The 24,809-nt window shown below is 66.6% G+C and carries 27 protein-coding genes; 17 read left to right on the top strand and 10 right to left on the bottom strand.

Going from position 1 to position 24,809, the window contains the following annotated elements:
* Positions 1 to 4: 4 nt before the first annotated feature.
* Genes GQE99_RS18290 through GQE99_RS18285 form a run of 3 tightly spaced genes read left to right on the top strand, consistent with a single transcriptional unit; the run spans position 5 to position 1,562 of the window.
* Positions 5 to 1,009, top strand: a complete 1,005-nt coding sequence (locus GQE99_RS18290) for an FAD:protein FMN transferase (RefSeq protein ID WP_161353212.1) — start codon at positions 5 to 7, stop codon at positions 1,007 to 1,009.
* A gap of 3 nt (positions 1,010 to 1,012) precedes the next feature.
* Complete coding sequence (locus GQE99_RS21325) at positions 1,013 to 1,177, top strand: hypothetical protein (RefSeq protein WP_202530889.1); 165 nt, start codon at positions 1,013 to 1,015, stop codon at positions 1,175 to 1,177.
* Positions 1,170 to 1,562: a CBS domain-containing protein gene (locus GQE99_RS18285; protein ID WP_161353210.1), complete on the top strand. Its 393-nt coding sequence runs from the start codon at positions 1,170 to 1,172 to the stop codon at positions 1,560 to 1,562. The genes GQE99_RS21325 and GQE99_RS18285 overlap by 8 nt, the downstream gene beginning before the upstream one ends.
* Before the next feature lie 12 nt (positions 1,563 to 1,574).
* Here GQE99_RS18285 and GQE99_RS18280 read toward each other — a convergent pair whose 3' ends face one another.
* Entirely contained in the window at positions 1,575 to 2,267 is a 693-nt protein-coding gene (locus GQE99_RS18280) for a FadR/GntR family transcriptional regulator (RefSeq protein ID WP_161353208.1), read from the bottom strand.
* A 76-nt stretch (positions 2,268 to 2,343) separates the two neighbouring features.
* On the opposite strand from GQE99_RS18280, the gene GQE99_RS18275 reads away from it, so the two are divergent.
* Positions 2,344 to 3,099, top strand: coding sequence for a sulfite exporter TauE/SafE family protein (locus tag GQE99_RS18275; protein WP_161353206.1), 756 nt, complete (start codon positions 2,344 to 2,346; stop codon positions 3,097 to 3,099).
* On the opposite strand, the gene GQE99_RS18270 is transcribed toward GQE99_RS18275, so the two are convergent.
* Positions 3,100 to 4,317 carry an ROK family transcriptional regulator gene (locus tag GQE99_RS18270; RefSeq protein WP_328794195.1) on the bottom strand — a complete coding sequence of 406 codons (1,218 nt, stop codon included), beginning with the start codon at positions 4,315 to 4,317 and terminating at the stop codon, positions 3,100 to 3,102.
* 144 nt (positions 4,318 to 4,461) lie between these two features.
* Between GQE99_RS18270 and GQE99_RS18265 the strand changes: the two genes are divergently transcribed.
* The 4 genes from GQE99_RS18265 to GQE99_RS18250 all read left to right on the top strand — a co-directional run bounded on the left by GQE99_RS18265 (position 4,462) and on the right by GQE99_RS18250 (position 8,084).
* Complete coding sequence (locus GQE99_RS18265; protein ID WP_161353204.1) at positions 4,462 to 5,493, top strand: substrate-binding domain-containing protein; 1,032 nt, start codon at positions 4,462 to 4,464, stop codon at positions 5,491 to 5,493.
* Between the two features lie 125 nt (positions 5,494 to 5,618).
* Positions 5,619 to 6,683 (top strand): ABC transporter permease, encoded by a 1,065-nt coding sequence (locus GQE99_RS18260; protein ID WP_161353202.1) that lies wholly within the window; start codon positions 5,619 to 5,621, stop codon positions 6,681 to 6,683.
* A complete protein-coding gene (locus GQE99_RS18255; protein ID WP_235917273.1) occupies positions 6,683 to 7,459 on the top strand; it encodes an ATP-binding cassette domain-containing protein in 777 nt (258 codons plus the stop codon). The genes GQE99_RS18260 and GQE99_RS18255 overlap by 1 nt, the downstream gene beginning before the upstream one ends.
* Positions 7,460 to 7,463: 4 nt before the next feature.
* Positions 7,464 to 8,084 carry a nucleoside/nucleotide kinase family protein gene (locus tag GQE99_RS18250; RefSeq protein ID WP_161353199.1) on the top strand — a complete coding sequence of 207 codons (621 nt, stop codon included), beginning with the start codon at positions 7,464 to 7,466 and terminating at the stop codon, positions 8,082 to 8,084.
* Between the two features lie 13 nt (positions 8,085 to 8,097).
* Here the strand turns inward: GQE99_RS18250 and GQE99_RS18245 are convergent, their stop codons facing one another.
* From GQE99_RS18245 to GQE99_RS18235, 3 genes are all read right to left on the bottom strand, one after another.
* Positions 8,098 to 10,086, bottom strand: a complete 1,989-nt coding sequence (locus tag GQE99_RS18245) for a glycosyltransferase (protein ID WP_161353198.1) — start codon at positions 10,084 to 10,086, stop codon at positions 8,098 to 8,100.
* A gap of 10 nt (positions 10,087 to 10,096) precedes the next feature.
* Entirely contained in the window at positions 10,097 to 11,236 is a 1,140-nt protein-coding gene (locus tag GQE99_RS18240) for an HlyD family efflux transporter periplasmic adaptor subunit (protein ID WP_161353196.1), read from the bottom strand.
* A gap of 99 nt (positions 11,237 to 11,335) precedes the next feature.
* Complete coding sequence (locus GQE99_RS18235; RefSeq protein ID WP_161353194.1) at positions 11,336 to 12,349, bottom strand: glycosyl hydrolase family 8; 1,014 nt, start codon at positions 12,347 to 12,349, stop codon at positions 11,336 to 11,338.
* Positions 12,350 to 12,491: 142 nt separating this feature from the next.
* On the opposite strand from GQE99_RS18235, the gene GQE99_RS18230 reads away from it, so the two are divergent.
* The 5 genes from GQE99_RS18230 to GQE99_RS18210 all read left to right on the top strand — a co-directional run bounded on the left by GQE99_RS18230 (position 12,492) and on the right by GQE99_RS18210 (position 18,185).
* A complete protein-coding gene (locus GQE99_RS18230; RefSeq protein WP_161353192.1) occupies positions 12,492 to 13,616 on the top strand; it encodes a cache domain-containing protein in 1,125 nt (374 codons plus the stop codon).
* Between the two features lie 286 nt (positions 13,617 to 13,902).
* Complete coding sequence (locus tag GQE99_RS18225; RefSeq protein ID WP_161353190.1) at positions 13,903 to 14,904, top strand: LysR family transcriptional regulator; 1,002 nt, start codon at positions 13,903 to 13,905, stop codon at positions 14,902 to 14,904.
* A gap of 126 nt (positions 14,905 to 15,030) precedes the next feature.
* Complete coding sequence (locus GQE99_RS18220) at positions 15,031 to 16,776, top strand: pyrroloquinoline quinone-dependent dehydrogenase (protein WP_161353189.1); 1,746 nt, start codon at positions 15,031 to 15,033, stop codon at positions 16,774 to 16,776.
* A 105-nt stretch (positions 16,777 to 16,881) separates the two neighbouring features.
* A complete protein-coding gene (locus GQE99_RS18215; protein ID WP_161353188.1) occupies positions 16,882 to 17,412 on the top strand; it encodes a c-type cytochrome in 531 nt (176 codons plus the stop codon).
* Positions 17,412 to 18,185: a hypothetical protein gene (locus GQE99_RS18210; protein ID WP_161353186.1), complete on the top strand. Its 774-nt coding sequence runs from the start codon at positions 17,412 to 17,414 to the stop codon at positions 18,183 to 18,185. The genes GQE99_RS18215 and GQE99_RS18210 overlap by 1 nt, the downstream gene beginning before the upstream one ends.
* Positions 18,186 to 18,187: 2 nt before the next feature.
* Here GQE99_RS18210 and GQE99_RS18205 read toward each other — a convergent pair whose 3' ends face one another.
* Positions 18,188 to 18,940, bottom strand: a complete 753-nt coding sequence (locus GQE99_RS18205) for a pentapeptide repeat-containing protein (RefSeq protein WP_161353184.1) — start codon at positions 18,938 to 18,940, stop codon at positions 18,188 to 18,190.
* 35 nt (positions 18,941 to 18,975) lie between these two features.
* On the opposite strand from GQE99_RS18205, the gene GQE99_RS18200 reads away from it, so the two are divergent.
* Genes GQE99_RS18200 through GQE99_RS18185 form a run of 4 tightly spaced genes read left to right on the top strand, consistent with a single transcriptional unit; the run spans position 18,976 to position 21,485 of the window.
* On the top strand, positions 18,976 to 19,500 hold the full coding sequence (locus GQE99_RS18200) for a thermonuclease family protein (protein ID WP_161353182.1): 525 nt from the start codon (positions 18,976 to 18,978) through the stop codon (positions 19,498 to 19,500).
* Positions 19,497 to 20,252, top strand: a complete 756-nt coding sequence (locus GQE99_RS21900) for a MotA/TolQ/ExbB proton channel family protein (RefSeq protein ID WP_161353180.1) — start codon at positions 19,497 to 19,499, stop codon at positions 20,250 to 20,252. Before GQE99_RS18200 ends, GQE99_RS21900 begins: the two co-directional genes overlap by 4 nt.
* Before the next feature lie 7 nt (positions 20,253 to 20,259).
* Positions 20,260 to 20,916, top strand: coding sequence for a hypothetical protein (locus GQE99_RS18190; RefSeq protein ID WP_202530887.1), 657 nt, complete (start codon positions 20,260 to 20,262; stop codon positions 20,914 to 20,916).
* The gene (locus GQE99_RS18185) at positions 20,913 to 21,485 is read left to right on the top strand and encodes a hypothetical protein (RefSeq protein WP_161353178.1); all 573 of its coding nucleotides are present in this window, start codon (positions 20,913 to 20,915) and stop codon (positions 21,483 to 21,485) included. The genes GQE99_RS18190 and GQE99_RS18185 overlap by 4 nt, the downstream gene beginning before the upstream one ends.
* On the opposite strand, the gene GQE99_RS18180 is transcribed toward GQE99_RS18185, so the two are convergent.
* The 4 genes from GQE99_RS18180 to GQE99_RS18165 all read right to left on the bottom strand — a co-directional run bounded on the left by GQE99_RS18180 (position 21,486) and on the right by GQE99_RS18165 (position 24,702).
* Entirely contained in the window at positions 21,486 to 22,205 is a 720-nt protein-coding gene (locus tag GQE99_RS18180) for an ATP-binding cassette domain-containing protein (RefSeq protein ID WP_161353176.1), read from the bottom strand. It lies immediately after the preceding gene.
* Complete coding sequence (locus tag GQE99_RS18175) at positions 22,202 to 22,918, bottom strand: ABC transporter ATP-binding protein (RefSeq protein WP_161353174.1); 717 nt, start codon at positions 22,916 to 22,918, stop codon at positions 22,202 to 22,204. The genes GQE99_RS18180 and GQE99_RS18175 overlap by 4 nt, the downstream gene beginning before the upstream one ends.
* A complete protein-coding gene (locus GQE99_RS18170) occupies positions 22,891 to 23,580 on the bottom strand; it encodes an ABC transporter permease (protein ID WP_328794190.1) in 690 nt (229 codons plus the stop codon). Before GQE99_RS18170 ends, GQE99_RS18175 begins: the two co-directional genes overlap by 28 nt.
* A 111-nt stretch (positions 23,581 to 23,691) precedes the next feature.
* Positions 23,692 to 24,702 (bottom strand): ABC transporter substrate-binding protein, encoded by a 1,011-nt coding sequence (locus GQE99_RS18165; protein ID WP_161353171.1) that lies wholly within the window; start codon positions 24,700 to 24,702, stop codon positions 23,692 to 23,694.
* Positions 24,703 to 24,809: the final 107 nt, after the last annotated feature.

Raw genomic sequence — 24,809 nt, 5'->3', positions numbered from 1 at the left:
CGCGATGCAAGACGGTGCCATATTCGGACGGCGGCATGTCCTGGCCCTGGGCGCGGGGCTCGCCGCCACGGCCGCAGGGCTGGCTGCCACACCGCTCGTCGGCCGCACCCCGGCAACCCGGACGGTGACGCGCGGGGCCTTCGGGACCACGTGGAGCGCCACCCTGCCGGATGGCGTGGACCTGGCGGTCTTCGTCCAGGCCGCCGACGCGATGCTCGCGGACCTCGACGCGGCGCTGTCGCCGTGGCGCCCGGACAGCGCGGTCAGCGTCTTCAACCGGGCCGGGCGCGGCGGGCACGCGCAAGGGCGCGACCTCCTTGCCGTGGCGCGCAGATCGCTCGGGATCGCGGCGGCGAGCGGCGGTCATTTCGACCCCACCGTGGGCCCATTGGTCGCCCGCTATGGCTTCGGCCCCATAGAAACGGGCGCACCCAGACCGGACTGGCGGCACCTCGCGGTGGAGGGCAAGGCGTTGGTGAAAACGAATGCCGGCACGACCTTCGACCCCTGCGGCATCGCCAAGGGGCACGCGCTCGACCGGCTCGCCGCGTTGGCGCAAGACACCGGCGCTCAGGCCGGTTTCGTCGAGTTCGGCGGCGAAGTCGTGGCCTGGGGCCACCACCCGGACGGACGCATGTGGCAGGCGGGGGTCGAGGACCCGCGCGCCGGCTCCACCGGCCTTGTCGGGATCATCGCGCTGGACGGCGCCGCCATCGCCACCTCGGGCAACCGGGTGAACGGCTACGATTTCGCCGGTCGCAGCTACGGCCACATCATCGATCCGGCCAGGGGCGCGCCGGTCCGAACAACGCTTCTCTCGGTATCGGTCGTGGCCCCCACGGCGATGGAGGCGGATGGCTGGGCCACCGCGCTCATGGCCGCCGGGCCGGGCGACGCCCACGGGCTCGCGCGCGACAACGACCTGAACGCCCTCATCGTGAGCCGTGAGGGCAGCGGGCTCGCCCTTACCCGCACCGGCCGGATCGCGGCCCTGATGAAGGAGGTGTGAGCGATGGAAGTTATCATTGTCTTCGCCATCACCCTGGCCAGCGTCCTGGGCCTGGCCGCCGGGCTGCTGCTCACCGGGCGCGCGCCGCAGGACAGCTGTGGGGCGGCCGCCTGCTCCGGGGCCTGCGACGTCTGCCCGCGCCGCAAGGAAGGACGCGCCGATGGCTGAACGCGAAATCCGGACGATCATGTCGCGCGACATGCTGATCTTCCAGGAAACCACGCCCATGCGCGACGCCATCGCCAAGCTCGTGGAAGGCGCGCAGCCGCTGGCCTGCGTCTGCGGCGAAGAAGGGGGGCTTCTCGGCGTGTTGACCCCGAAGGACTGTTTCACCACCGCCCTGAACGCGAGCTATTACCAGCAATGGTCCGGCGTGGTGGCCGACCACATGACGCGCACGCCGCGCACCCTTCCGGCGGATACCGACATCATCGCGGCGGCGGAGACGTTCCAGACCGACCCGTTCCGCGCCTACCCGATCACGGACAACGGTGCGCTCGTCGGCGTGCTGTCGCGCCACGACCTGCTGCGCGCCTTCCTCGACCTGGGCTGACCGCCCGCACCCTCAGGCTGTCAGACCGGCGTCCCGCATCGCCTCGAAGACTGTGTCGAGATGGTCGCGCATAGCCTCCGCCGCCCCGCCGGGATCGTTGCGCGCGATGGCGTCGACGATGGCCTGGTGCTGATCGCTGTGACGCCCGGTGAACTCGGTCACGCCGAGGCGGCGATATGTCAGCTCCCACTCCCGTTGCCAGGCCGCGTGACGACGCGCCCCTGCGAGGTAGTCGAGCAGGCCGAGGAGAATCGGGTTCGCCGTCGCCTCGGCGATCGCGCGGTGGAAGGCCGCATCCACCCGTTCGCAGGCGGCCCGCGTGGTCGCGCGCCGGCCCTGGGCCACGAGGTCGGAGAGATAGGCCACTTCCGGCGCGCTCGCCAGACCGGCAGCCTCACCCGCCACGGAGGGTTCGATGATGCGCCGCGCCTGCATCAACTGCAGCGGTGAAGCGCCTTGAACCAATATGTTTTCACGGATCGGATGCCCAAGGGGCCGCGGTCCGTAGAACGTGCCTTGGCCCACGTGCCGCCAGACCTCGTTCGCCCGTTCCATCACGGCAAGAGCCGCGCGCAGCGTCTCCCGGCTGCATCCAAGCTCCCGGGCCAGTGTCCGTTCGGCAGGCAAACGGTCCCCCGCCGCGAGCCCGCGATCCTCGAGCCACCGCCGCAGATCAACCAGAACCTGTTCGCTTCGCGCCGACATGGACCCCTCCGTTCCAGACCAATTTGCAGACCATTGCGCGCCCGTGCAACAGGCCACGCAACAAAGGAGCGTCGCCATGCTGACCATCATCGTGCTTGCCCTGGCCGGGTTCGCCGCCGGGGCCGTCAACGCCATCGCCGGCGGGGGCACCATTCTGTCCTTCCCCGCCCTCGTCTGGGCCGGCGTGCCGCCGATCATGGCCAACGCGACCGCGACCTTCGCCGCGCTTCCCGGATACATCGGCAGCGCCTGGGCCTATCGCAGCGACATCGACGGGGACGGCCGCCCCTCGCCCGCCCGGATCGTGGGCGTCGCGGTGCTCGGCGGACTGCTGGGGGCATTGCTCCTGCTGGTCACGCCCGAAGAGCTGTTCTCGGGCGTCGTGCCCTGGCTTCTGCTTGTGGCCACCGTCACCTTCGCCGCCGGGCCGATGCTGGTGCGCCACCTGGTGCGCACCGGGCGCAGCCTCTCGGAAATCGCGGCGCTGGCGCTGGTTCTCGCCGTCTGCATCTACGGCGGATATTTCAACGGCGGGCTGGGCATCCTGCTGCTCGCCGCGTTCGGAATCATCGGGATGACGAACCTGCACCGGATGAACGGGCTCAAGAACCTGATCTCCGCCGCCCTGTCGTCGGTGTCGGTGCTGGCCTATTCCATCGCCGGGTTGATCGACTGGAGCGCGTTGCTCGTCGTCGGGCTATCCTGCGCAATCGGGGGCTACGCGGGCGCGGTGCTGGCCCGGCGCATCCACAACACGGCGTTCCTGCGCGTGATCATCGTCGCGATCGGGCTCGCGATGACCGTGACCTTCTTCGCCCGCTCCTACGGCTGACTACTCGATTAGGTAGCGCGCGTTGAGCGGCAGGCTCGCCGCGCCCAGGGGCCGCGCGTCGGCCCCGAGGCTTCCCGCCTCGATCCGCGGGCGTGACATGCCGGTCATGTCGATCCCGTCCAGCACCTCGGCCGTGCGCGCCGTGAGGTCGGCCAGCATGTCGCGCGGCAGCCAGCCGTCGATCAGGATCGCCTCGAGGTCGAGCGTCGTCTGCGTCGCGCGGATCGCGTAGGCCAGCGCATGCGCGGCCTCGGCCAGCCAACCGTCGACGATGCCCGCCGGCAGGTTCCAGTCCTCCGGGTTTTCCCAGATATGGCGCACGTCGAGCCCCTCGCGGATGAGGCGGCTTTCCAGCGTGGAGAGCGAGGCGAGGTCGATCAGCGGCCGGATCTCGCCGTTCAGGTCAGGGACGAGAAGCGGGCCGAACCCGGCCGCGTTGCCCGTCGCCCCGGTGAAAAGCGATCCGCGCAGGACCAACCCGCCGCCGATGAAGAAGGCGATGTAGAAGCTTGCAAAATTTGCCGGCAGGTCGCTGCCGCCGAAGACGAGTTCGGCCGAACAGGCCGCGGTCGCGTCGTTCTGCAGAAAGACCGGAAGGTCGATGCGCTGCCCCAGCTCGGTGCCCAGGTCACGCGTCTTCCAGTCCGCCATGAGCTCGGGGGAGACGCCGATGCGCGGGGCCCAGCTCCACAGGTGGAAGGGCATGGCGATCCCCAGCCCCGCGACCCGGGACTGCCGACCCTTGCCCAGCGCCTGCGTGATGTCTTCCGCGCGGCTGACGGCGAAATCCAGCACCTTGTCGAAGCCCGGGTAGTCATAGACCTGCTTGCGGCGCTCGACGATGCTGCCAAGGAAATCGGTCAGCACCAGCTCGACGGATCGCCGCCCGACCTTGAGCCCCATGAAATAGGCCCCCTCGGGGTCGAGCGACATCGGGATCGAGGGCTGCCCCACCCGGCCGCGCTGCGGATCGCCACGCTTGATGAGCCCGTCTTCCTCGAGCGCGTGGATCAACCGGGCGGCGGTCTGGGCGGACAGGCCGGTGAGGCGCGCGATCTCGGCCTTGGCAAGACTTCCCCGGCGCCTGAGCAGCGTCAGGACCAACCGTTCGTTGCGCGCGCGCATCTCGCTCTGGTTGGTTCCGGACACGGCAAGACCGCCGGCGCCCGCGCCGGTTTGCTCGATCTCGTTCTCGTTCTGCGTCGGTCCTGATTCCACCGGGCGATCCAATCATTTTTCCGCGCCGGCCAGAAGCCCGCACAATAATAACTCTCTGGAAGTTATTTATTGACTTGGACGCCGAGTCGGGTCAAGAGTCGAGCTCAACGGGCTGGGAGGGCCTGTTCACAAGTGGAGGAACACATGCTGAAAACTGCGAAGCTCACCTCGATCGGCGCGGCCGCCCTGTTGGCGGGAAGCGGGGCCGCATTTGCCGAGGCGCACGACGACGTCTCCGCGTGCCTGATCACGAAAACCGATACCAACCCCTTCTTCGTGAAGATGCGCGAAGGCGCGACCGCGGCCGCCGAGGAACTCGGAATCGGCCTCAACAGCTATGCCGGCCAGGTCGACGGCGACAACGAAACCCAGGTCGCAGCGGTCGAAACCTGCATCGCCAACGGCGCCTCGGGCATCCTGATCACCGCGTCGGACACGGCCGGTATCGCGCCCACGATCCAGCGCGCCCGTGACGCGGGGCTGCTGGTGATCGCACTCGACACCCCGCTCGACCCGGCGGATGCCGCCGACGCGACCTTCGCCACCGACAACTACGAGGCGGGCCGCCTGATCGGCGCCTGGGCACGCGAACAGATGGGTGACGAGGCCGAGAATGCCGTCATCGCCACGCTGAACATCAGCCTCGCCCAGCCCACCGTGGGCGTCCTGCGCAACCAGGGCTTCATGGAAGGCTTCGGCGTCGACCTTGGCGATCCGAACCGTTGGGGCGACGAGCCCGACGACCGCGTCGTCTGCGACGAGGTCTCGGCCGGCAACCAGGAAGGCGGCCGGACCGGCATGGAGAACTGCCTTGCCGTGAACCCGAACATCAACCTCGTCTACACGATCAACGAACCGGCCGCCGCCGGCGCCTACGAGGCGCTGCTGGCCATCGGCCGCGAGAACGACGTGATGATCGTGTCCGTCGACGGCGGTTGCCCGGGCGTGCAGAACGTGGCCGACGGCGTGATCGGCGCCACCTCGCAGCAGTACCCGCTCGACATGGCGCGTCTCGGCATCGAGGCGATCTACGAATACGCCACCGAGGGCACGGTGCCGGAGCCGTCCGAAGGGCTCGATTTCTTCAACACGGGTGTGAACCTCGTCACCGACGACCCGGTCGACGGCGTCCCCTCGATCTCGGTCGAGGAAGGCCTGGAGCGCTGCTGGGGCTGACCCCGACAGCACGGCGGGCGTGATCGCCCGCCGACATCCTGTATAGTGCAGACGTGAAAACACCGTCCTGCCCCCGCGACCCCGGGGGCGGGACGCTTCAGCCAGCGCGCCGAGGGAGGGCGGACATGGCCAACCAGGACAATTACGAATCCGCCGTGAACGCGAGCGACAAGCAGGCCGAGTTCGACTACGAGCGCAAAGGTATCGTTCACCGCATCCAGCACACGCTTCACATGACGCCGTCCCTGGTGCCCCTCGTGGTGCTCCTGGGCGCGATCATCGTGTTCGCGGTCATCCTGGGTGGACGTTTCTTCTCGGGGCCGACACTGACCCTGATCCTGCAACAGGTGCAGATCGTGGGCATCCTCGCCGCCGCGCAGAGCCTCGTGATCCTGACCGCCGGGATCGACCTGTCGGTGGGGGCCATCGCGGTCTTCAGCTCGGTCATCATGGGACAGTTCACGTTCCGATACGGCATCCCGCCCGCCATCGCCGTGGCGCTCGGCCTAGCCGTGGGCACCGGGATCGGCGCGATGTCCGGCTGGCTCGTGAGCAAGGTCAAGCTGCCGCCCTTCATCGTGACGCTGGGCATGTGGCAGATCGTGCTCGCCGCGAATTACCTCTATTCGCGCAACGAAACCATCCGCAGCCAGGACATCCGCGAACAGGCCCCCTTCCTGGGGTTCATGGGGCAGCGCTTCGAAGTGGGCAGCGCCGTCGTGACCTTCGGCGTCGTCACGATGGTGCTCATCGTGGTGATCCTGGCCTATTGCCTGCGCTCCACCTCCTGGGGCCGCCATGTCTATGCCGTGGGCGACGACGCGGAGGCGGCCGAGCTGGCCGGCGTGAACCGCCACGGCACGCTCATGTCCGTCTACATGCTCACCGGCTTCATCTGCGCGATCGCGGGCTGGGTCATGATCGGGCGCCTGGGCTCGGTGTCGCCGTCGGCCTCGACCGGCGTCGTGGGCAACATCCAGTCGATCACCGCCGTGGTGATCGGGGGAATCTCGCTCTTCGGCGGGCGCGGTTCGATCTGGGGCGTCTTCTTCGGCGCGCTCATCGTGGGCACCTTCGAACTGGGCCTGCGCATGGCGGGCGCCAACGCACAATGGACGCTGCTTCTCATCGGCGTTCTCATCATCGGCGCCGTCGCCGTCGACCAATGGATCAGAAAGGTGTCGCTGTGATGTCCACCGAACCCATCCTCTCCGCCCGCAACCTCGTGAAGCGCTACGGCCGCGTCACCGCGATCGACCACTGCGACTTCGAGCTGATGCCGGGCGAAATCCTCGCCGTGATCGGCGACAACGGGGCCGGCAAGTCGAGCCTGATCAAGGCGGTGTCGGGCGCCGTGATCCCCGACGAGGGCGAGGTCTTCCTCGAAGGCAAGCGCGTGCGCTTCAACTCCCCGATCGAGGCGCGCGAACACGGGATCGAAACCGTCTACCAGACGCTCGCCATGAGCCCGGCCCTGTCGATCGCCGACAACATGTTCATGGGCCGCGAGATCCGCATGGAAGGCATCCTGGGCTCGGTCTTCCGCCGGCTCGACAAGAAGAAGATGGAAGAGATCGCGCGCCAGAAGCTCAACGACCTGGGACTGATGACGATCCAGAACATCAACCAGGCGGTCGAGACGCTTTCGGGCGGCCAGCGCCAGGGCGTCGCCGTGGCGCGCGCGGCGGCCTTCGGATCGAAGGTCATCATCCTGGACGAGCCGACCGCGGCGCTCGGCGTGAAGGAAAGCCGCAAGGTGCTCGAGCTGATCCTGGACGTGCGCTCGCGCGGGATTCCGATCATCCTGATCAGCCACAACATGCCGCACGTGTTCGAACTGGCCGACCGGATCCACGTCCACCGGCTGGGCAAGCGGCTCTGCGTGATCGACCCCAAGGACTACACGATGTCCGACGCGGTCGCCTTCATGACCGGCGCGAAGGAGCCCGAGGCCGTTGCAGCCTGAAGCCATGGCCCGCACCGCGCAGGCCGCCCTCGCGGACCTGCCGGCCGGGCGCAAGATGGTTGCGCTGGCGGGCCCGCCCGCGGCCGGCAAGACGACCGTGTCGCGCCTTCTGTGCGACCGGCTCAACGCGGACGGCCGCAGCGCCGTGGTGTTGCCGATGGACGGGTTCCACCTCGACAACCGGCTGCTCGAGACGCGCGGACTGCTTGACCGCAAGGGCGCGCCCGAGACCTTCGACGCCGCGGGCTTCGCACGGGCCGTGGCGCGGGCGGTGGCCGGCGAGCCGCTGGTCTTCCCGGTCTTCGACCGGCGTCGCGATATCGCCATCGCCGGGGCGGGGTTCCTGCCCGCGGAGACCGAGTTCGTGCTGGTCGAGGGGAACTACCTGCTGCTCGACAGGGACCCTTGGGCGGCGCTCGCCGCGATGTGGGATTTCGCGATCTGGATCGACGCGCCGGAAGCGGACCTCGAACAGCGGCTCGTGCAGCGCTGGCGCGACGAAGGGCTGGACGAAGCGCAGGCCCGGGCACGCGCCGTGAACAACGACCTGCCCAACGCGCAGATGATCATGGCCCGGCGCGGCGCCTGCGACCTGCACCTGTCGGCCGATCCGCTGGCAGGCTAGCGCCCCCTGCCCCTTACTTCCCGATGCTCTTGTGGCGCGACGTGAAGGTGAAGCGGCGCGCGATGTCGCGCAGCATCGCCGTGGTTCGCACGCGGGTGACGCCGGGAATGTTGTCCTCGGCGTGGAAGCGCAGGAACATCGCTTCGCGCTGCATGTCGTCGGGCAGAAGCTGGAGCCGCACGCCGTCGGTCATCTGCTCGTTGACATAGGCGGCGACCGGACCGACCCCCGCTATGTCGATCGTGCCGCGCGTACCGATATCGTAGAACCGACCCCGCACCCGGGCCGAGGCCAATGCAAGGCTCGTCATCCAGACCTGGGCGGTCTCCCCGCCCATGACGAGGCGCACCTGCTCCGGCGCATCGGCGACGTGACGTTCCCGCCGCGGCAGCTCGAAGCAGGCCACGATGGTCACGATGAGCACGAGCAGGTTGTAGATCGTCCAGAACAGGATCACCCACTTGCCGTCGCCCGCGTCGTAGAACGCGAAGCGGTCGGTGAAGATCCCGAGGGCGAGCCCCAGCACGGTCAGGGCCAGCAGGATCGCGAACGGCAGCAGCATGCGCCACTGCACCACGATCCGGCTGCGGTCGCCGCCCTTCGCGGTGACGCTGAAGGCGTGGCCGTGCGGCTTGATCAACCCGGTGATTGCCGCGCGCGCGATGGGATAGGCCCCGACCAGCTGGCTCACGTCGTTCAGGATCGGCACCACGTGACCGCGCGACATCATGTTCAGCGTCACGAGCACCCAGGCGTAGTAGGCCCCGAAATAGCTTATCACGTCGGCCAACTCGGCGTTCACCACGGTGATGTTGAAGAACCAGTAGAGCAGCGGGAACACCAGGGCCGCGAGGCGGAAGGTGAAAGTCGTCAGCCAGTAGAACACGGAGTCCGTGACGCTCCACCGATCGCGCAGGCGCAGGTTGTTCCTGCCCAGCGGGCCCAGCGAACTGCGCGCGATCTGCATGAGACCCAGGCACCAGCGCGCGCGCTGGGTGACGTATTCCTTGAGACCTTCGGGGGCGAGCCCCTCCGACAGCGCCTCGTTCAGGTAGACGGTGCGCCAGCCCCGGTCCTGGAGCGCGAGCGTGAGCATGAAATCCTCGGTGATGCTCTCGGTCGGGAAGCCACCGATATCCTGGAGCGCCTTGAACCGAATGACCGAGGACGTGCCGCAGCAGAACGCGATGCCCCAGGCATCGCGCGAGGGCTGCATGTGGTCGAAGAAGAAGCGCTGCTCGTCCGGATAGGACCGGGAGATCCCGAGGTTGTGCTGGATCGGGTCGGCGTTGAAGAAGTGCTGCGGCGTCTGCACCAGCGCCACGTCCGGGTCGTGGAAAAGCGCGAGCGACCGGCGCAGGAAGCCCCGGTGCGGCACGAAGTCCGCGTCGAGCACCGCCACGTAGTCGGGCGGCGTGTCACGCTCGGCCAGCCGTTCCAGGGCGTGGTTGATGTTGCCCGCCTTGGAGTGCTTGTTGTCCGGCCGGCGCATGTAGCCCACGCCGACGCGGTCACAGTAGTCGCCCAGCCAGTCGCGGCGCCCGTCATCGAGAACAAGCACCTCCTTGTTGGGGTGCCTCAGCGCCTTTGCGCCCACGATCGTGCGCTCGAGCACGTCGAGCTCTTCGTTGTAGGTCGCGATGAGCAGCGTGACCGAGGGCATCGGCCCCGGCGCCCACCAGTTCGCGTTCTCTGTCGCCTCGGCGCTGCGTGACTTCACGCGCATCATGATGAAGAAGGCGCTGATCGACCCGATGAGCGCCAGCGCCTCGAGCCCGAGAAGCGCCCAGCTCGCCGCCCAGTCGACGGTCAGGCCGAAAGGCGCGACCGTCTCGGTCGCACGCCACCAGATGTAGCGCACGGCGAGCACCACCGCGACCAGCAGCACCACCGTGCGATGCGAGCTCTTCCTCTTGTTGAAGACGAAGGGCATGACGGCCGCGATGCCCGCGATGAGGGCCAGCTGGTTGACGGCGGAGCCGAACTCGGACGGGTAGATCATGGCGTGGTGCTCAGTTCAGCAGGCGACGCAGCGGATCCAGCGGACGGTCCTCGAAGAAGACCCGGCCCGTACGCCCGATGCCGCACCCTTCCGACATGGGCGCGCGGCGCAGCTCGGGCACGATGAGCGTCACGTCGTAGCGTTCAAGGTGTTCGCGGCTGGGCTTGACCGCCAGCGAGTCATAGATGGTCGCCGCCCCGGACCCGGCCAGGCGCGCAACGGTGCCCTGCATCATGTGATCCTCGCCGGAGAGCCGGAAGGCCGCCGGGTCGCCGGTACGCAGACGGTTGTAGACGATCTCGGACACGCTGAGCGACACGACGGAGGACGCGCAATCCGCCACCTGCATCACCGGATCTCCACGCTGAACTGTCACGCCGTCCGCAGTCATCTTGTCCCAGATCACGCCGGCGGCGGGCGCGGTCACGTCGGCCGCGGTCAGCCCGATCAGCCGCTCGCGTTCGCGGTCGATCCGCTCCTCGTAGGCGGCGAGCACCGCCTTCGCGGCGACAAGGTCGTCCTGGATGCGGGTCGCCTCGAGACGCGCGGCGCCACTCCAGTAGGCATAGTTCCAGGCCGCCCCGGCGGAGTCGTCGAGGAAGATCTCGCGCCGCGCGGCGTCGATCTGGAACCCCAGGAGCGTCGGCGCGGCGAGCGAACCATCGAGCGTATCGTCACGCGACACGACCTGGTCCGTCGCGTTCGGCGCGGGCGTTGCCGACTCGGCGCCCGGATCGCGCAGCGGAAGTTCGACCGTGTCCCCCGCCTTCCGGCGCAGTTCCCGCAGGCGCGCGGTCGCGTAATCCTCGTAGGTGGCGGAGAGCCGGTCGCGCCGCTGCTCGACAGCGCTCTTGCGCGCTTCGAGCCGCGCGACCTCGGCCTCTGCCTTGTCGCGTTCCAGGATCAGGTCGTTCAGGCGGACGCGGTCGGCCCGGCTGTCCGTGACGGAAAAAAGCACCGTGTTCAGCGAGACTTCCGCCCCCACCGCGCGCGGCGACAGGGTGACCTCGCCGGCGACCGGCGCACGCACGGTGACGAGCGGTGCGTTCACGAAGGCGTCCGAGCTTGCGCCGGTGACCTGTTCGGCCACGATGATGTAAAGCGCACCGATGATGACGAGCGAGCCGACGACCAGTCGAAGATAACGCATGACGATTGTCCCAAGAAGTTCAGTTGGATTCGTAGGGCGTGTTTCTTACCCCAGCGTTAAGCAAAGGAAAGGATGAGATTGTCAAAAGTTTGGAAACTTCTAGGCGGAGCAGGTTTTTCCTTCGCGGCGCGCCACGGATGCCAGCAGTCCGAGGGTCGCCGGGTAATAGGGCGCGCCGTCCCCGCCCGTGGCGATTTCCGGCCCGCATGTGACGAGCCGCGCAATGGCGCGGTATCCCGCGAACGTGCTTGTTTCCAACGCCCGCCCGCCTCTCGTAAGCACCACCGGAGTTTCGCCCCCGCCTGCGAAGACCGGGATTTTCTGGCGCAGCGCGGGATGCGCGGCCTGCCCGGACCAGGAGAGGTAGAGCGCCACCCGGATCGCGTCATAGCCGTGATGGCCGCTGAATCCCTCGGCCCGCGTGAATCCGGTCGCGGTGAGCCGCGTCCAGTCGGGGACGAGCCCCGTTTCCGCCAATTCGCGCAGCAACGTCTCGCCATGGTCGGCGGCGCGCACCAGTTCGACCATCCCGGCATAGGTTCCCAGCTCGCGTAGCGCGCGCGGCATGACGTAGGACGGGTTGAACACGAGCGGGCCCGCGGGCTCCGGCGCGCGCGCCCACGGCAGGAGCACGGGTTCGGTCGGCGCGCGCGGATCGGGAGCAAGGCATTGGCCGCCAAGCGCCCGCGCGATGGCTTGAACCTCGGGCCGGGCCACGCCCCAGTTCGAGAACACCTCGGCCCGCATCAGCGCCCAGGCCCGCAGGAGATCGCCATCGGTCGCGCTGTGCAGATCGTCGTCGTCGCGCCGCCCCGGACGCCAGCGCCAGGCCATCAGGGCGTCGCCCCGCACCAGGAGATGCGCGCGCGTCCACGCCTCGATCGCATCGAAGGCCGCCCGGTCGCCATGCGCCTGGGCCAACAGGAGACCGTAGGCCTGCCCTTCGGAATGGCTGGCATTGTCCTGCAGATGATCGATGACGCGCCCGTCCGGCGCGAGGAAGCGATTCTTCCATTCCTGCCAGTCCGTTCGCGCCGCCGCCGAGAGTGGCGTCACGAAACTGTGGCCAATTGTGGCACCGGTGAGTCCGGCCAAAAGGGTACGGCGATCCATACCTATCCTTTATGAGAGGAAACGGCGCGACGAAAGCCTGCGCACCGCCACATCTCACCCCAGGGTTGTGCTTCGGAAACCATGTTCTCGCCCTAATCTCGACAAAAGGAAATGTGAACAATTGGTTAATTCGCAGAGAGGCATGACCACCATGTTGAGCATTGACCGCACTCCCTACTACCCCCGAATTCAATACGCGCTTCTCGTCTGCGCGGGCGGGGCGATCCTTCTGTCGATCCTGGTCCTTTTCCTGCCGGCTCAGCGCAAGATCGACGAAATCGCGTTCGAAGCACAGAGCGAGGTGACGCAGCACGCGGCCCGGTCGCTGCAGCTCGCCGCGTCGAACGTCCTGGAACGCGAGTGGGACAGTCTCGTGGGCTTCAGCGCCTATGTCGACGTTGACGACCACACCACCAGCCGCAACCTGTCGGACGTGGCCGCCATGGTGTCCGAAGGCATCTACTGGGCGGCCGTCACTGACCTGAGCGGCACCGTTGTCGCCGCGACTTCCGGGGTCGATGAAGGCACCGACATGTCCGACAGGGCCTGGTTCCGGAACGGGCTGCGCGGCGACCAGGTGGAAACGATCCCGGCCGCGGCCGGCGAGCCGGGTCATGGTGTCATCAACATGTCGCGCCCGATCCGCGACCCGATTTCCGGCCGTGTGAAGGGCGTCGCCGTCTACCGGCTTCAGACCGCGTGGCTCGAGACCTACATGGCCGACGCGGCCGATCGCCTTGGCGTCGACCTGGCCATCCTCGACCACCGCGGCGAAACGTTGTACGCGCACGGCGACCTGGTCGGTGCGGTCCTTGAGCCCAGCCTGCGCTCGAGCGCGGTCCTGGGCACCACCTTCCAGCCCCAGGTGTCGGGCGGCGCCGGGGAGCGCTATGTCTCCGGCATCCTGCCCGACATGATCGAGGGCGACATGCCGGCGTTCGGTTGGTCTCTGGTCGTGCGGGTTCCGCTGGCCGCCGGCCCGACCGCACTGGGGGGTGTCATGGCGTCCATGTTCTGGCCGATTGCCGCCCTCTTCACCGCGATCGCGGCAGTCGCCCTGATATTCGCCCTGCGGTACCTCAAGCCGTTGGCGGACCTGGCGCGCGACGCCGCGGCCATCGCGGACGGTCACGTGATCTACCCGCCCGAGGCCTACAGCACGCACGAAGCGCATCTTCTGTCGACCGCGCTGGCCCGGCTGCAATCGCGGCTGCACACGCTGACGACCGCGACCGACGACAAGAAGCGCTACAAACGCGTGGCCTAACACGCCACGAGAGGGGCAGGACATCGCCGGGGCGGCCCGACCGCCCCGGCGATTCGCGTTTTCCCGGTCCGAACCCACGCCGGGCACACCGCCACGCAACGGGGCGTTTTCCGATAAGTTGAGCCCGCAACACGGGGCACCCACCACACCTGCCCACCGTCAGCGGAAAAACGCAGATCACCTATACCATTGCGATCGGAATGTATTGATGTTCGTAATGAAACTCATAGATTGAATTGGGGGAGATAATAATGCTCATGCAATTTCGCAATGCGTGGGGTGCTCGGTGCGCCTGACCGTCAAGCAGATGGAAGTCCTGCACGCGATCGTCGTCGCAGGGTCGATCACGGCTGCGAAGCGCGTGCTGCAATTGTCGCAACCCACGATCTCCCAACAACTCGCCAAGATGGAGCGGACGCTTGGCACCCAGCTGATCTACCGCGGCCGCGGCGAGGCGCTCAAGCTCACGGCCGCCGGCGACTACTGGTACAAGACCGCCAAGCGCATCCTCACCGAGCTCGACCAGGCCGAACAGCAGCACCGCATGCTGTTCGACGAGAAGCGCCTTACGCTCCACTTCGGCACGACCCCGTCCCTGCGCGGGCGCTTCACCGAGGCCGCGGCGCGCACCGCGCTGGAGCAGAACCAGTTCGCGCGCTTCGATTTCGACTGGGCGATCACCTCGGAAGAGGTCGTCGAGAACATCAATGCGCACAAGTACAACTGCGGTGTCGTCTCGTCCGCATCGATCGACGACCAGCGCGCACAGTTCCACATCGAGCATCTCTTCCGCGACCAGATCGTCTGGGTGGTGCCCACGTCGGTCCCCGACGCGGCGATCGAACGGGCCCTGACGACGTTCGACGTGCCGGACGATGCGGAAGCGCTGACGCGCTACGTGGACGTGACCCCGGCGATCCCGTGGCGGGAGCGTTCGGACAACTGGTTTCGCACCATGCTGCCCTTCGCCTCGCCGTTCTTCGGCTGCATCACGCACCAGGCGGCGGTGGATTTCGTCGCCGCGGGGCTGGCCACCTGCCACACGCCGATCTCGCTCCTGCCGAACCTGCCCACCACGGTCCGCGACCGCATCAAGGTCTACGACATCGGCCAGCACATCCGTGACGTGGTCTTCGTCATGCCGCGTCACCTGCGCAGCCTGAAGCCCTTCGCGACCTTCTCGGACCGGATAAGCACCTATGCGCGTGAGACCTATTCCGACGTCGGCGCGAGCGAGAACATCCGCCCCCTGCCCGGCGTGGCGCATACCCACAAGGCTGCGGAATAACTCGAAAATTCATTTTCACAATGTAAGGCATTGAACCATCTGATCGGACTTCACGTTCCAATGGTTCCAGCCGCTGCCGGACGCTTGGCGTTCGGGGCGGATGGTTACGAAGGGAGGAATGTGAAAATGAAGATCACCAATCTGTCGGTTGCCGCCTTGGCTGCAACCGGACTTTTCGTGTCAGGAGCCGTCGCGGAGCCCGCGACGCCCGAACGACTCGAAATGTCCGCGATGGGTGACGAGGCCGCGAACTGGCTGACGGTTCACGGCAATTACTCGTCGCATCGCTATTCGCCGCTCGACGAAATCACGCCCGAAAACGTGGGCGACATGGAGCTTGCCTTCGCCGTCCCACTGGGCGGCACCGAGCCGTCGGCCTTCGGCGCCGGCGCGATGGAGACCACGCCGCTCGTCAAGGACGGCAAGTTGTACGTCACGGACCCCTGGGGCACGCCGTACAAGATCGACGTCTCCTCGGGCGAGAAGGGCCAGATCGAATGGATCTGCGACACGGCCGTGGACCGCGACCCGAGCCTTGGCATCCTCGTCGCGAACCGGGGTCTCGCGCTTTCGGGCGACTTGGTCGTGACCAACCTTCCGGATGGTCGGGTCGTTGCCTGTGACGACGCCTCCGGTGATATCGTCTGGGAAAAACAGGTCGCCGATCAGCCTGGAGAAGGGTTTACTGGCGCGCCTCTCGCCGTTGGCGATAAGATCATCGTCGGCCAATCCTACGGTGACTGGGCCACGCGCGGCTGGATCGCCGCTCTCGATGCGGCCACCGGCGACGAGATCTGGCGCTTCTACACCGTGCCGGAACCGGGCCAGCCCGGCTCCGAAACCTGGCTCTGCGAGGAATCGGGCAACCCCGATTGCTGGAAGACAGGCGGCGCCGCGGCGTGGGTGACGGGCTCCTATGACCCGGAAACCAACACGCTGATCTACGGCACTGGCAACCCGGTCCCGATGTATGACCCCGAGTATCGCCCCGGCGACAACCTCTACTCGAACTCGGCGATCGCGCTCGATGCCGACACTGGCGAACTGAAGTGGCACTTCCAGTATACGCCGGGCGACTACCTCGACTACGACGAGGTCGGCTCGCACCTGCTGATCGACCAGGAAGTCGACGGCGAGATGCGTAAGGTCGTGGCCCACTTCGGCCGTAACGGCATCTTCTACAACCTCGACCGCAACAATGGCTCGTTCATCAACAGCGGTCAGTATGTGGAGAAGCTGAACTGGACCCCGGGCATCGACCCGAAGACGGGCAAACCGGTCAACTACGATCCGAACGCTTCCCTGCAGAGCTACGCCGAGGATGTCACGCTTCGGCGTGACGGTGGCCCGATCGAGAACTGCCCGCACCTGCAAGGCGGCATCAACTTCTGGCCCACCGCCTACAACCCGGAAACCGGTCAGGCCTACGGCCACTCCATCGAGGGCTGTTCGGAACTTGAAACCGTTCCGGTGGCCCCGGAGGATGTGATTCCGGGCACCATCTTCACCGGTGGCTCGAACTCCGACAGCGGTGAGATGGACGGTTCGATCCTGCGTGTGAACGCGGCGACCGGCGAAGTCGACAACAAGACGATCCGCGAATACCCGGGCTATGCCGGTGTCATGCTGACGCCGGGCCTGGTGTGGGTCGGCGAGCTCGACGGCACCTTCGGCGCCTATGACGCCGACACGCTGGAACAGCTGTGGTCGATCAACGTCGGTGGCGTGTTCAAGGCCCCGGCCATGACCTACGCGGTGGACGGCAAGCAGTACGTCGCCATCACGGCCGGTCCGCTGGGCCTGGGCTCCTTCGGACACCCGGAGATCGAGCAGACGCAAGTGGCCAACATGCTCTACGTCTTCGCTCTCTGAGACTGAGCAGAAACCAGGGTGCCCGGCCGTGTCACACGGCCGGGCATCGTCTCTGAAAAACCCAAGATACCAAGAAACGCGAACCTCACAGGAAAGACAGGAATGATGGCAAGACGAACACTCGCAGCTGCGGCCGCCCTGGCCATGACGGTTTTCGCCGGCGGCGCGCTGGCACAGGATTCGGCGACCGACGAGGCGTTCGATCCCCAGGAATACGACATCGAACGCGGCAAGGAAGTTTACGAGCGCGTGGGCGTCTGCCTTCAGTGCCACGGCTGGGACGGCGACGGCATGGGCCGCAACCCGCGCTCCGTGGGCATCGCGCCGAACCTCAGGGAATTCCCCGCCGACGCGCAGCTTCTGCACGAGATCATCGCGTGCGGCCGCCCCTACACCGAAATGCCCTACCATGACCGCAACGCCTATTCCGACGGGCGCTGCTACGGCATGACGATGGACGACTTCGAGGACGGCGAAAAGCCGTCGCGCGGCAAGTCGATCCGCGACGACGATATCGACAACCTCGTCGCCTACATGCTGACCCACATGATCGGCGCCGGCGACACCACCTTCGAGCAGTGCGAGGAATTCTACGGAGAAGGCCACCGCAACTGCATCCCGCTCGAGGGCCGCTGATGACGGACGCGGGGCACATGCTTCGTCTCGGCCTCGCCGTGCTGCTTGTCGGCACGGCGACCGCCGAGGCCCAGTCCGGGCGCGACAGCCGGTCGAGCCTGGAGCCGCCGTTCGCGATCTGGGACGCGGAGATCGGGGAGCCTGTCTCGATCATCCCGGAAATCAACGTGAACGAATTGGCCTGCGGCACGAACGGCGGCCCCTATTCGCTACCCCTGGAGGAAGCAGAGGATTTCGCCACCTGCCCGCCCGAGGACTCCGGCCTGCACGAAGTGCATTTTTCCTACGACGACGAACTCGATTACATCGCCCGCGCGATGAATTCCGAATATGACGTGCTGCGTGACGGCACGACCGTGTTTTCCCACCCCGTGATGGTCTCCGTGCTCGTCGATGACGAAGGGATCATACAGGGTCAGCGCATCCTGACCGATCCGCGCGTCCCCCAGAGGGAACGCCGCCGGGCGGTCACGCTCATGCGCAATTTCGAAGCCCGCTACGCCGACTGGAACCTCGAATGCGAGGATCTTCCGCTGGACGAGGGCGAAATGAAGGTCGGCAACGTGTTCACCAAGCGCGTCTGCACCGGCACCTCGCCGGATGGCGAGATCAACCTGCGCCTCGACGCCCGTTACCTGCGCAAGGAAGGACAGATCGCGGTGAACCCCGAGACGCGCGAGCTGAACTCGACCTATTTCGAAAGTTTCACGCGGCTCGAGATGCTTGCTGCGCCCTACAAGCCCACCCCGCCGCCCGTGCGAGGTGCGCGTTGAGCCTATTCCTGGAACGTCCCGTCCGCGCGGAACGTGCGGGTGATTTCGGCCCCGTCGAGGAGCGCGCCGCGCATGTTGGCGCGCGAGAAGCGGCTTTCGGTGATTTTCGCACCGGTGAAGTCGGTCTCTCGCAGGTCCGAGCCCCAGAAATCCGTGTATTCGATCGTGGCATCGGCGAAGTTGGCGCGTGCGGCGTCGCTCTGCACGATCGACAGGTAGCTCATCGCCGCACCCGAGAAGTCGGTGCGCCCCAGGCTCGCCTCCTTGATGGAGACGTTGAACATCTGAACGCCGGAGAGGTCCGCATTGTTGATGCGCGCCGCGTTCATGTCGGTCTCTTCGACCGTGGCGTCGGCCAGAACCGCAGAGGTCATGCGCGAATGCTGCATCTTGGCGTTGACCAGCGTCGCGCCGGTCATGTCGGCTCCCGAAAGCTGCGCCTCGTAGAACAGCGCCTGGGTCAGGTCGGCGTTGGTGAACACCGCCCGGCGCAGCTGCGCCACGTTGAAATTGGCGCGCGTCGCCGTGACGTCGGCGAAGATCGTGCCGTTGAGCACCGCGCGGTGGAACCGCGCCCCGGTCAGGTCCGCACCGGTCAGGTCGACGCCCGAGAGGTCGGCCTTCTTGAAGTTCGCCTCGCGCAGATCGCACCCACGGCACTCCGTGATGACCCCGTCGCGCAGGTCCTGCACGACATCCGCCGCGGCGGGTGCAGCGGCCGCGAGAAAAGCGATGGTGGCGATCTGAATACGCATGTGGATCCTCCCTCAATCTGGATGGAGCATAGCCCATGAGACATGGAAAATCCACCATTTTATCGTTTATTTTCATAAGCTTAAGCGCGACCTTCGCGCTCTCCGCCGATGCCGAGAGCGACCCCGACATCGTGACCGGGGACGCCGATATTCTGGACGCCGACGTGATCAAGATCGGCAACCAGCGGGTCATTCTCTGGGGCGTCGACGCTCCGGAGCGCAACCAGTCGTGCTACAAAAACGGCCAGCGCTGGGGCTGCGCGGACGCAGCCAAGCGAACACTCGAGCTCCTCGCGGGCCGCGGCGAAGTGACCTGCTATCTCACGGGCGAGCCGGACCCGTTCAACCGCCGCTTCGGCGTGTGCGAATCCGGTGGTGACCAGATCAACGAGGAAATGGTGCGGCGGGGCATGGCGCTCGCCTTCGAGGAACAGTCGACGGACTATGTCGACATCCAGATGGAGGCTATCGTCGAGGAACGGGGGCTGTGGGCAGTCGACGTTCAATTCGAGCCGCCTTGGGAATTCCGCCGTGCAAACACACCGGGAGGGTATCGGTGACAGACAGTCATATCGAGCAGAACGAAGGGCTCGCGGCCCGCATCGTGGGCAACCGGGCCTGGGACGACCTGTTTCGCTGGGTGCTCCTCATGGCCGTGCTGTGCCTGGGGGCGGTGATCCTGTGGGACTACGGGTTCCTGGATTACCTGATCGAAAACGACATCTCGGGGATCTCCACCCTGATCATCATCGTCTTCGGGGTCGGCAGCCTCTATTGCCTGTGGTTCCTGTTCGATCTTTCGCGCGAAATGTCGGCGCTGGCCGAAGTGACCGAAGGGTTGGAGACCGGCGGGATCACCAGCATGGACGCGGCCCTCGCCAAACTCGGGCCGAACCGGCGGGTGCGCCGGGTGGTCGAAGACCTGGAACGGATGCGCCGGGCAAGCGGCGACGGGTCGCCCGACACGCTGCTTTCCGCCTTCTCTTCCTCCTGCCGCAGCCCCGTGCGCCTTGGCGTCTTCGTGTCCGACACGCTCTACAAGCTCGGCCTTCTCGGGACCGTCATCGGCTTCATCCTGATGCTCGTCTCGATGCGCGACCTGGGCGAATTCGACGTGGAGACCATGCGCTCGGCGCTCCAGAGCATGACCGGCGGCATGGCGGTGGCGCTTCTGACGACCATCACGGGCCTGTCCGCGGGCGTGCTCCTGCGGATGCAGTTCAACATCCTCGACAACCTCGTGCTGAAGATCGTGCAGCACCTGGTGCGCTTCTCCGAGGTGATCCTGCCCTCCGCGATGGCGAAGGACTAGGCCGCAGATGTTCGAGGATATCAGGGACGGCGAATACGACGCGTTCACCGACCTGCTTTTCAATGCGCTGGTCGGCTTCGCCTTCATGTTCTTCATCGCCTTCGCGATGATCAACCCGGTGGCGGAGACCGGCAAGATCGACACCGAGGTCGAGATCCTCATCACCGTGCGCTGGCCGGACGGGAACGAGGACGACATCGACGTCTACGTCGAGGACCCGGTCGGCAACATCGTGTGGTACCATGAACGCGAGGCCGGCCTCATGCACCTCGACCGTGACGACCGAGGACAGTTCAAGGACGTGCTGCTCGTGAACGGCCAGGAGGTCGAGAACCCGCTCAACCAGGAAACCGTGTCGGTGCGCGGCCTGATGAACGGCGAATACGTGGTCAACGTGGTGCATTTCATCGCCACGTCGACGGACCCCGTGCCGGTCACCGTGAAGATCGAGAAGATGAACCCCTCCGTGCGCGTCGTCTATTACGGCGAGGTCGAGCTGGGCGGCACCGGGGAAGAAGTGACCGTGGCGCGCTTCACGCTGGAGGACGACGAGATCGTCGATCTCAACAACCGGCCAAAGAGCCTCGTGGAACTCACGCGCACCGCCGGACGCAACACGCCCGGCGGCGCCCAGGATGTCGGAAGCGGCGAGGTTGTGGAATGACCCAGACGATCCTCACGCTCGCCGTCGCCTATGCCTTCGTGGTTGCGCTCGCGCTGCTCGTGCTCCTGCAATCGCGCTTCCCGCTGATCCTGCGCGCGGGCCTCACGGTGATGACCGTGGCCCTGATCTTCCTCACCTACCGCGGGATCGGCGAGATTCGCGGCCTGCCCTCGGACTCGGCCCCCCCGGAACGCTTCCGGCTCTACTGGGCGCAGGTGGACGAACCCGACAAGGTGTCGGGCGATCCCGGCACGATCTTCCTGTGGATCCGCGAGCTGGACGAAGAGCATTATCCCGTCGGCCAGCCGCGTGCGCACAAGCTGCCCTATAGCGAAGAACTCGCAGCCCTCGTGATGGAGGCCCAGCGCGAGATCGCCAAGGGCGAGGACATCGCGGGCGAAGTCGAGGATGCCGAGGACGAGGATACCGCCGAAGAGCTGGCCCAGGAAACCCAGTCCGAGACCGGGGGCAATTCGGCCCGGATCGGCCAGCGGGTGGTGGATTTCGACTTCGGTGCGCTGGAATTCGGTCCCGCGCCCGCCCCGGTGACACCGGACAAGGCGGAGTGATCAGCCGGTCAGGCTGGAATAGGCATCGGTCAGGTCATCGGCCCCGGATTGCGCGATGAGCGCCTCCGGCGTGCCCTGCGCCACGACCCGGCCCTTGACCAGCATCACCACGTCGTCGGCTTCCTCGACCTCGTCGACCAGGTGGGTGGCCCAGAGCACGGCCACCTTCTGCTCGCGCGCCAGCTTGCGGATGTCCGCGACCAGCGCGCGGCGCGAAGGCGTGTCGAGCCCTGCGGAGGGTTCGTCCATGATGATCAGGTCCGGATCGTTGATGAGCGCGCGCGCGATCTCGACCTTGCGCTGCTGGCCGCCCGAAAGCGTGCGCACCGGGCGCGACACCAGCTCGGCCAGCCCGAACTGTTCGGCCAGCGCATCGATGCGCGCGTTGAGCGCCCTGCCCCTCAGGCCGAAGAGACGCCCGTGGAAGCGCAGGTTGGCCCGGATCGACATGTCGAGATCGACCGAACGCGCCTGGAACACGACCCCCATGCGCCGCCGGATCTCGGGTCCGTCCTCGCGGTGGGTGAGGCCGAAGAGGCTGACCTCGCCTGCGTCCGGCACGAAAAGCCCGGCGATGATCTGGAACAGCGTGGATTTGCCGGCCCCGTTGGGCCCGAGAAGCCCGACGAAACGGCTTTCCTCCAGCGACAGGTCGACCCCGTCCAGCGCCTTCACCGCACCATAGCTCTTCTCGACGCCTTTCATGGCGAGCACGCTCATTCTGTCTCCTCCCCCGCGATGCGGGCGGTTTCGGCACGGATGGCGGCATCGTCGCGCGACCCGCGCGGCGCCTCTATGCGCCGGTCCTCGGCCACCTGCGCGGGGCGCCCATCGAGCAGGATCACCCGGTCGGCCAGCCGCGCGGCATCCTCGGGCTCGTGACTGACGAGGATCACGGTCGGCCCGTAGCTTTCGATCACCTCGCCGATCAGCGCCGACAATTCGCGCACCAGCTTGCGGTCGATCGACACGAAGGGCTCGTCGAGGATCAGAAGCCCGGGCGCCACCGCCAGCGATCGCGCCAGCGCCACGCGGCGCTGCATGCCGCCGGACAATTCCCCCGGCAGCGCGTCCTCGTAGCCTTCGAGCCCCATTTCGCGCAAAAGCTTGTGGGCCTCCTCCACCGAAAGCTCCGGGTTCACGACCCGCAGGTTTCCGGTCGCGGTTTCCCACGGGAGCAGCCGCGGATCCTGGAAGACGAAGCCCGGGAGCGGCGCCTTTTCGGGCGACTTTCCATCGACCTCGACCGTGCCGGTGAAGTCGGTGTCGATCCCCGCCACCATCCGTAGCAGCGTGGACTTGCCCACCCCCGAGGGGCCGATCAGCGCCAGCACCTCGCCCGCCGGAATCTCGAGCTTGAGATCCTCGAAAAGCGGCGTGGCGCCAAAGTGCTTGTCGGCAATGTCTATGCGGACAGGAACGCCGGACGCCATCCAAGAACCTTTGCTTCCAGTTGTCGCATCACCGCGTATTCGATCAGGATCACCACTGTCATGAAGGCCATCGTATAGGCGAGGATGCCCGCGATGTCGAAATTCTGAAAGAATATTCCGATGCGGAACCCCACGCCGCCGTCCGACCCCAGAACCTCGAACACCAGCACGATCTTCCAGATCAGCGACAGCCCCGTGCGCGCCGCCGTCAGCACGTAGGGCATGAGCTGCGGCACCACGAAGCGGCGGACCCGGCGCCAGAACGGCACACGGTAGACCCGCGCCAGTTCGCCGTAGCCATGGTCGAGCGCGCGCACCCCTTCGCGCATGGTCACGGTGACGAGCGGCGCCTTGTTGATGACGACCGCGAGGATCAGGGCGAACTCGGTCAGGCCAAGCCAGATGTAGCAGGTGATCGCGACCACGATGGCCGGGATGTTGAGACCGATCAGGACCCAGGACCCGAACAACTGGTCGGCGGCGCGAAACCGTCCGAAGATGCCACCCAGCACGATCCCCGCCCCCATCGCGACGACGAAGGCGATGGCCGCGCGCGTCAGCGTCTTGAAAACGTCCTCCAGCAGCGACCGCTCGGTCGCGAGATACCAAAGCTCGCCCACCACCTCGATCGGCGTGGGAAAGAGGCGGTGGTCAACGACCACCGCCAGTATCTGCCACGTTAGGAGGAGGAGTGGCAGCGAGAACCATTCCAGCCCGCCCGATATTCCTCGGGGGGATTTCCTACCCCGATCCATTCGGCCCACGGGCCCGGATCAGGTTCGGTAACCGGACCAGAAGGTCCCGTCGGGCATGGTCGTGGTGTCCTCCACAAGGTCGGGGCCACCATACTCGGCCATGATGTCATAGGCCGCGGCCGCGGCTTCGACGACCGCGTCGTCATAGTCGCGGATGATACCCTTGCGGTAATCCTCGCGCAGCGTCTCGAACAGCGTGTCGTCGTCGCCCACCCGCATCAGGTCGCGGATGTCGCTCCACACGGAATCGCGCGACAGGAGCATCTTCTTGGCCTCGAACGACGCGTCGAGGAAGCCGGTGATCGCCTTCTCGCGCTCGTTGGCCACGCTTTCGCGGAACACCCAGGTCAGAAGCGGCGGCTGGTTCGTGACGCCCAGACCTTCCATCATCTCGGTGACCGAGATCAGCTCCTTCATCCCGGCCGCCTTGGAGCGGGCGTTGAAGTGCCAGAAGTTGAGCGCGGCGTCGGCCTTGCCTTCGGCCAGGAGCTCGTTGACCAGCGGCGGCGCCCCGAAGCGCGCGTCGACCTTGTCGGACAGGCTCTCGCCCATCTCCTTGTTGTAATAGGCCTGGAGCGCCACCCAGCTCTTGTCCACCGGGCCGCCGGCGATGGCGATCGTCTTGCCCGGCAGGTCGGAAAGCGACTGGATCGGGCCGTCGGGATCGACCATGAGGCCGCCCACGGCGTAGCTGTGCGGCACGGCGGTGAAATCTTCGCCCTGCCCGCGCACGGTGGCCACCCAGATGAAGTCCGACAGCACGATGTCGACATCGCCCGACATCAGCGCCACGTGGCTTGCCTGCTTGCCCGACACGTCCTTGAGGCTCAGGTCCACCCCGTGCTTCTTGTCGAGCTCGTTGTTCTTGATCACGGCAAGCTCCCACTGCGCCGTGCCGTTCGCCAGCGCACCGACGGTCACGGGAACGACCTCGTTCGACGGCGGGCTGAAGGCCGCCGCCCGGCCAGCCGGAAGAGCCGCCCCCAGAAGGCCGGCGCCGAACATTGCAGAAAACTCGCGTCTTTTCATCATTTCTCCTCCCTCGCGGTCATCTTGCCGCGACTCTTGGCCCGAAGCTATCACCCACGGGCGGTGTCGTTTGCAATTCCGCATATTGAATAATCCTATTTGCCGGG

Origin of the sequence: Maritimibacter harenae (genome assembly GCF_009882975.1) — a bacterium.
Lineage (GTDB): Bacteria > Pseudomonadota > Alphaproteobacteria > Rhodobacterales > Rhodobacteraceae > Maritimibacter > Maritimibacter harenae.
The sequence above is the reverse complement of the archived record's forward strand: the minus strand, read 5'-3'. Positions and strand labels throughout refer to the sequence as shown.

Coding starts and splice junctions, on each gene's coding strand:
- GQE99_RS18290 (WP_161353212.1), top strand. CDS start 5: ATGCAAGACGGTGCCATATTCGGACGGCGGCATGTCCTGGCCCTGGGC.
- GQE99_RS21325 (WP_202530889.1), top strand. CDS start 1,013: ATGGAAGTTATCATTGTCTTCGCCATCACCCTGGCCAGCGTCCTGGGC.
- GQE99_RS18285 (WP_161353210.1), top strand. CDS start 1,170: ATGGCTGAACGCGAAATCCGGACGATCATGTCGCGCGACATGCTGATC.
- GQE99_RS18280 (WP_161353208.1), bottom strand. CDS start 2,267: ATGTCGGCGCGAAGCGAACAGGTTCTGGTTGATCTGCGGCGGTGGCTC.
- GQE99_RS18275 (WP_161353206.1), top strand. CDS start 2,344: ATGCTGACCATCATCGTGCTTGCCCTGGCCGGGTTCGCCGCCGGGGCC.
- GQE99_RS18265 (WP_161353204.1), top strand. CDS start 4,462: ATGCTGAAAACTGCGAAGCTCACCTCGATCGGCGCGGCCGCCCTGTTG.
- GQE99_RS18260 (WP_161353202.1), top strand. CDS start 5,619: ATGGCCAACCAGGACAATTACGAATCCGCCGTGAACGCGAGCGACAAG.
- GQE99_RS18255 (WP_235917273.1), top strand. CDS start 6,683: ATGTCCACCGAACCCATCCTCTCCGCCCGCAACCTCGTGAAGCGCTAC.
- GQE99_RS18250 (WP_161353199.1), top strand. CDS start 7,464: ATGGCCCGCACCGCGCAGGCCGCCCTCGCGGACCTGCCGGCCGGGCGC.
- GQE99_RS18245 (WP_161353198.1), bottom strand. CDS start 10,086: ATGATCTACCCGTCCGAGTTCGGCTCCGCCGTCAACCAGCTGGCCCTC.
- GQE99_RS18240 (WP_161353196.1), bottom strand. CDS start 11,236: ATGCGTTATCTTCGACTGGTCGTCGGCTCGCTCGTCATCATCGGTGCG.
- GQE99_RS18235 (WP_161353194.1), bottom strand. CDS start 12,349: ATGGATCGCCGTACCCTTTTGGCCGGACTCACCGGTGCCACAATTGGC.
- GQE99_RS18230 (WP_161353192.1), top strand. CDS start 12,492: ATGACCACCATGTTGAGCATTGACCGCACTCCCTACTACCCCCGAATT.
- GQE99_RS18220 (WP_161353189.1), top strand. CDS start 15,031: ATGAAGATCACCAATCTGTCGGTTGCCGCCTTGGCTGCAACCGGACTT.
- GQE99_RS18215 (WP_161353188.1), top strand. CDS start 16,882: ATGGCAAGACGAACACTCGCAGCTGCGGCCGCCCTGGCCATGACGGTT.
- GQE99_RS18210 (WP_161353186.1), top strand. CDS start 17,412: ATGACGGACGCGGGGCACATGCTTCGTCTCGGCCTCGCCGTGCTGCTT.
- GQE99_RS18205 (WP_161353184.1), bottom strand. CDS start 18,940: ATGCGTATTCAGATCGCCACCATCGCTTTTCTCGCGGCCGCTGCACCC.
- GQE99_RS18200 (WP_161353182.1), top strand. CDS start 18,976: ATGAGACATGGAAAATCCACCATTTTATCGTTTATTTTCATAAGCTTA.
- GQE99_RS18190 (WP_202530887.1), top strand. CDS start 20,260: ATGTTCGAGGATATCAGGGACGGCGAATACGACGCGTTCACCGACCTG.
- GQE99_RS18185 (WP_161353178.1), top strand. CDS start 20,913: ATGACCCAGACGATCCTCACGCTCGCCGTCGCCTATGCCTTCGTGGTT.
- GQE99_RS18180 (WP_161353176.1), bottom strand. CDS start 22,205: ATGAGCGTGCTCGCCATGAAAGGCGTCGAGAAGAGCTATGGTGCGGTG.
- GQE99_RS18175 (WP_161353174.1), bottom strand. CDS start 22,918: ATGGCGTCCGGCGTTCCTGTCCGCATAGACATTGCCGACAAGCACTTT.
- GQE99_RS18165 (WP_161353171.1), bottom strand. CDS start 24,702: ATGAAAAGACGCGAGTTTTCTGCAATGTTCGGCGCCGGCCTTCTGGGG.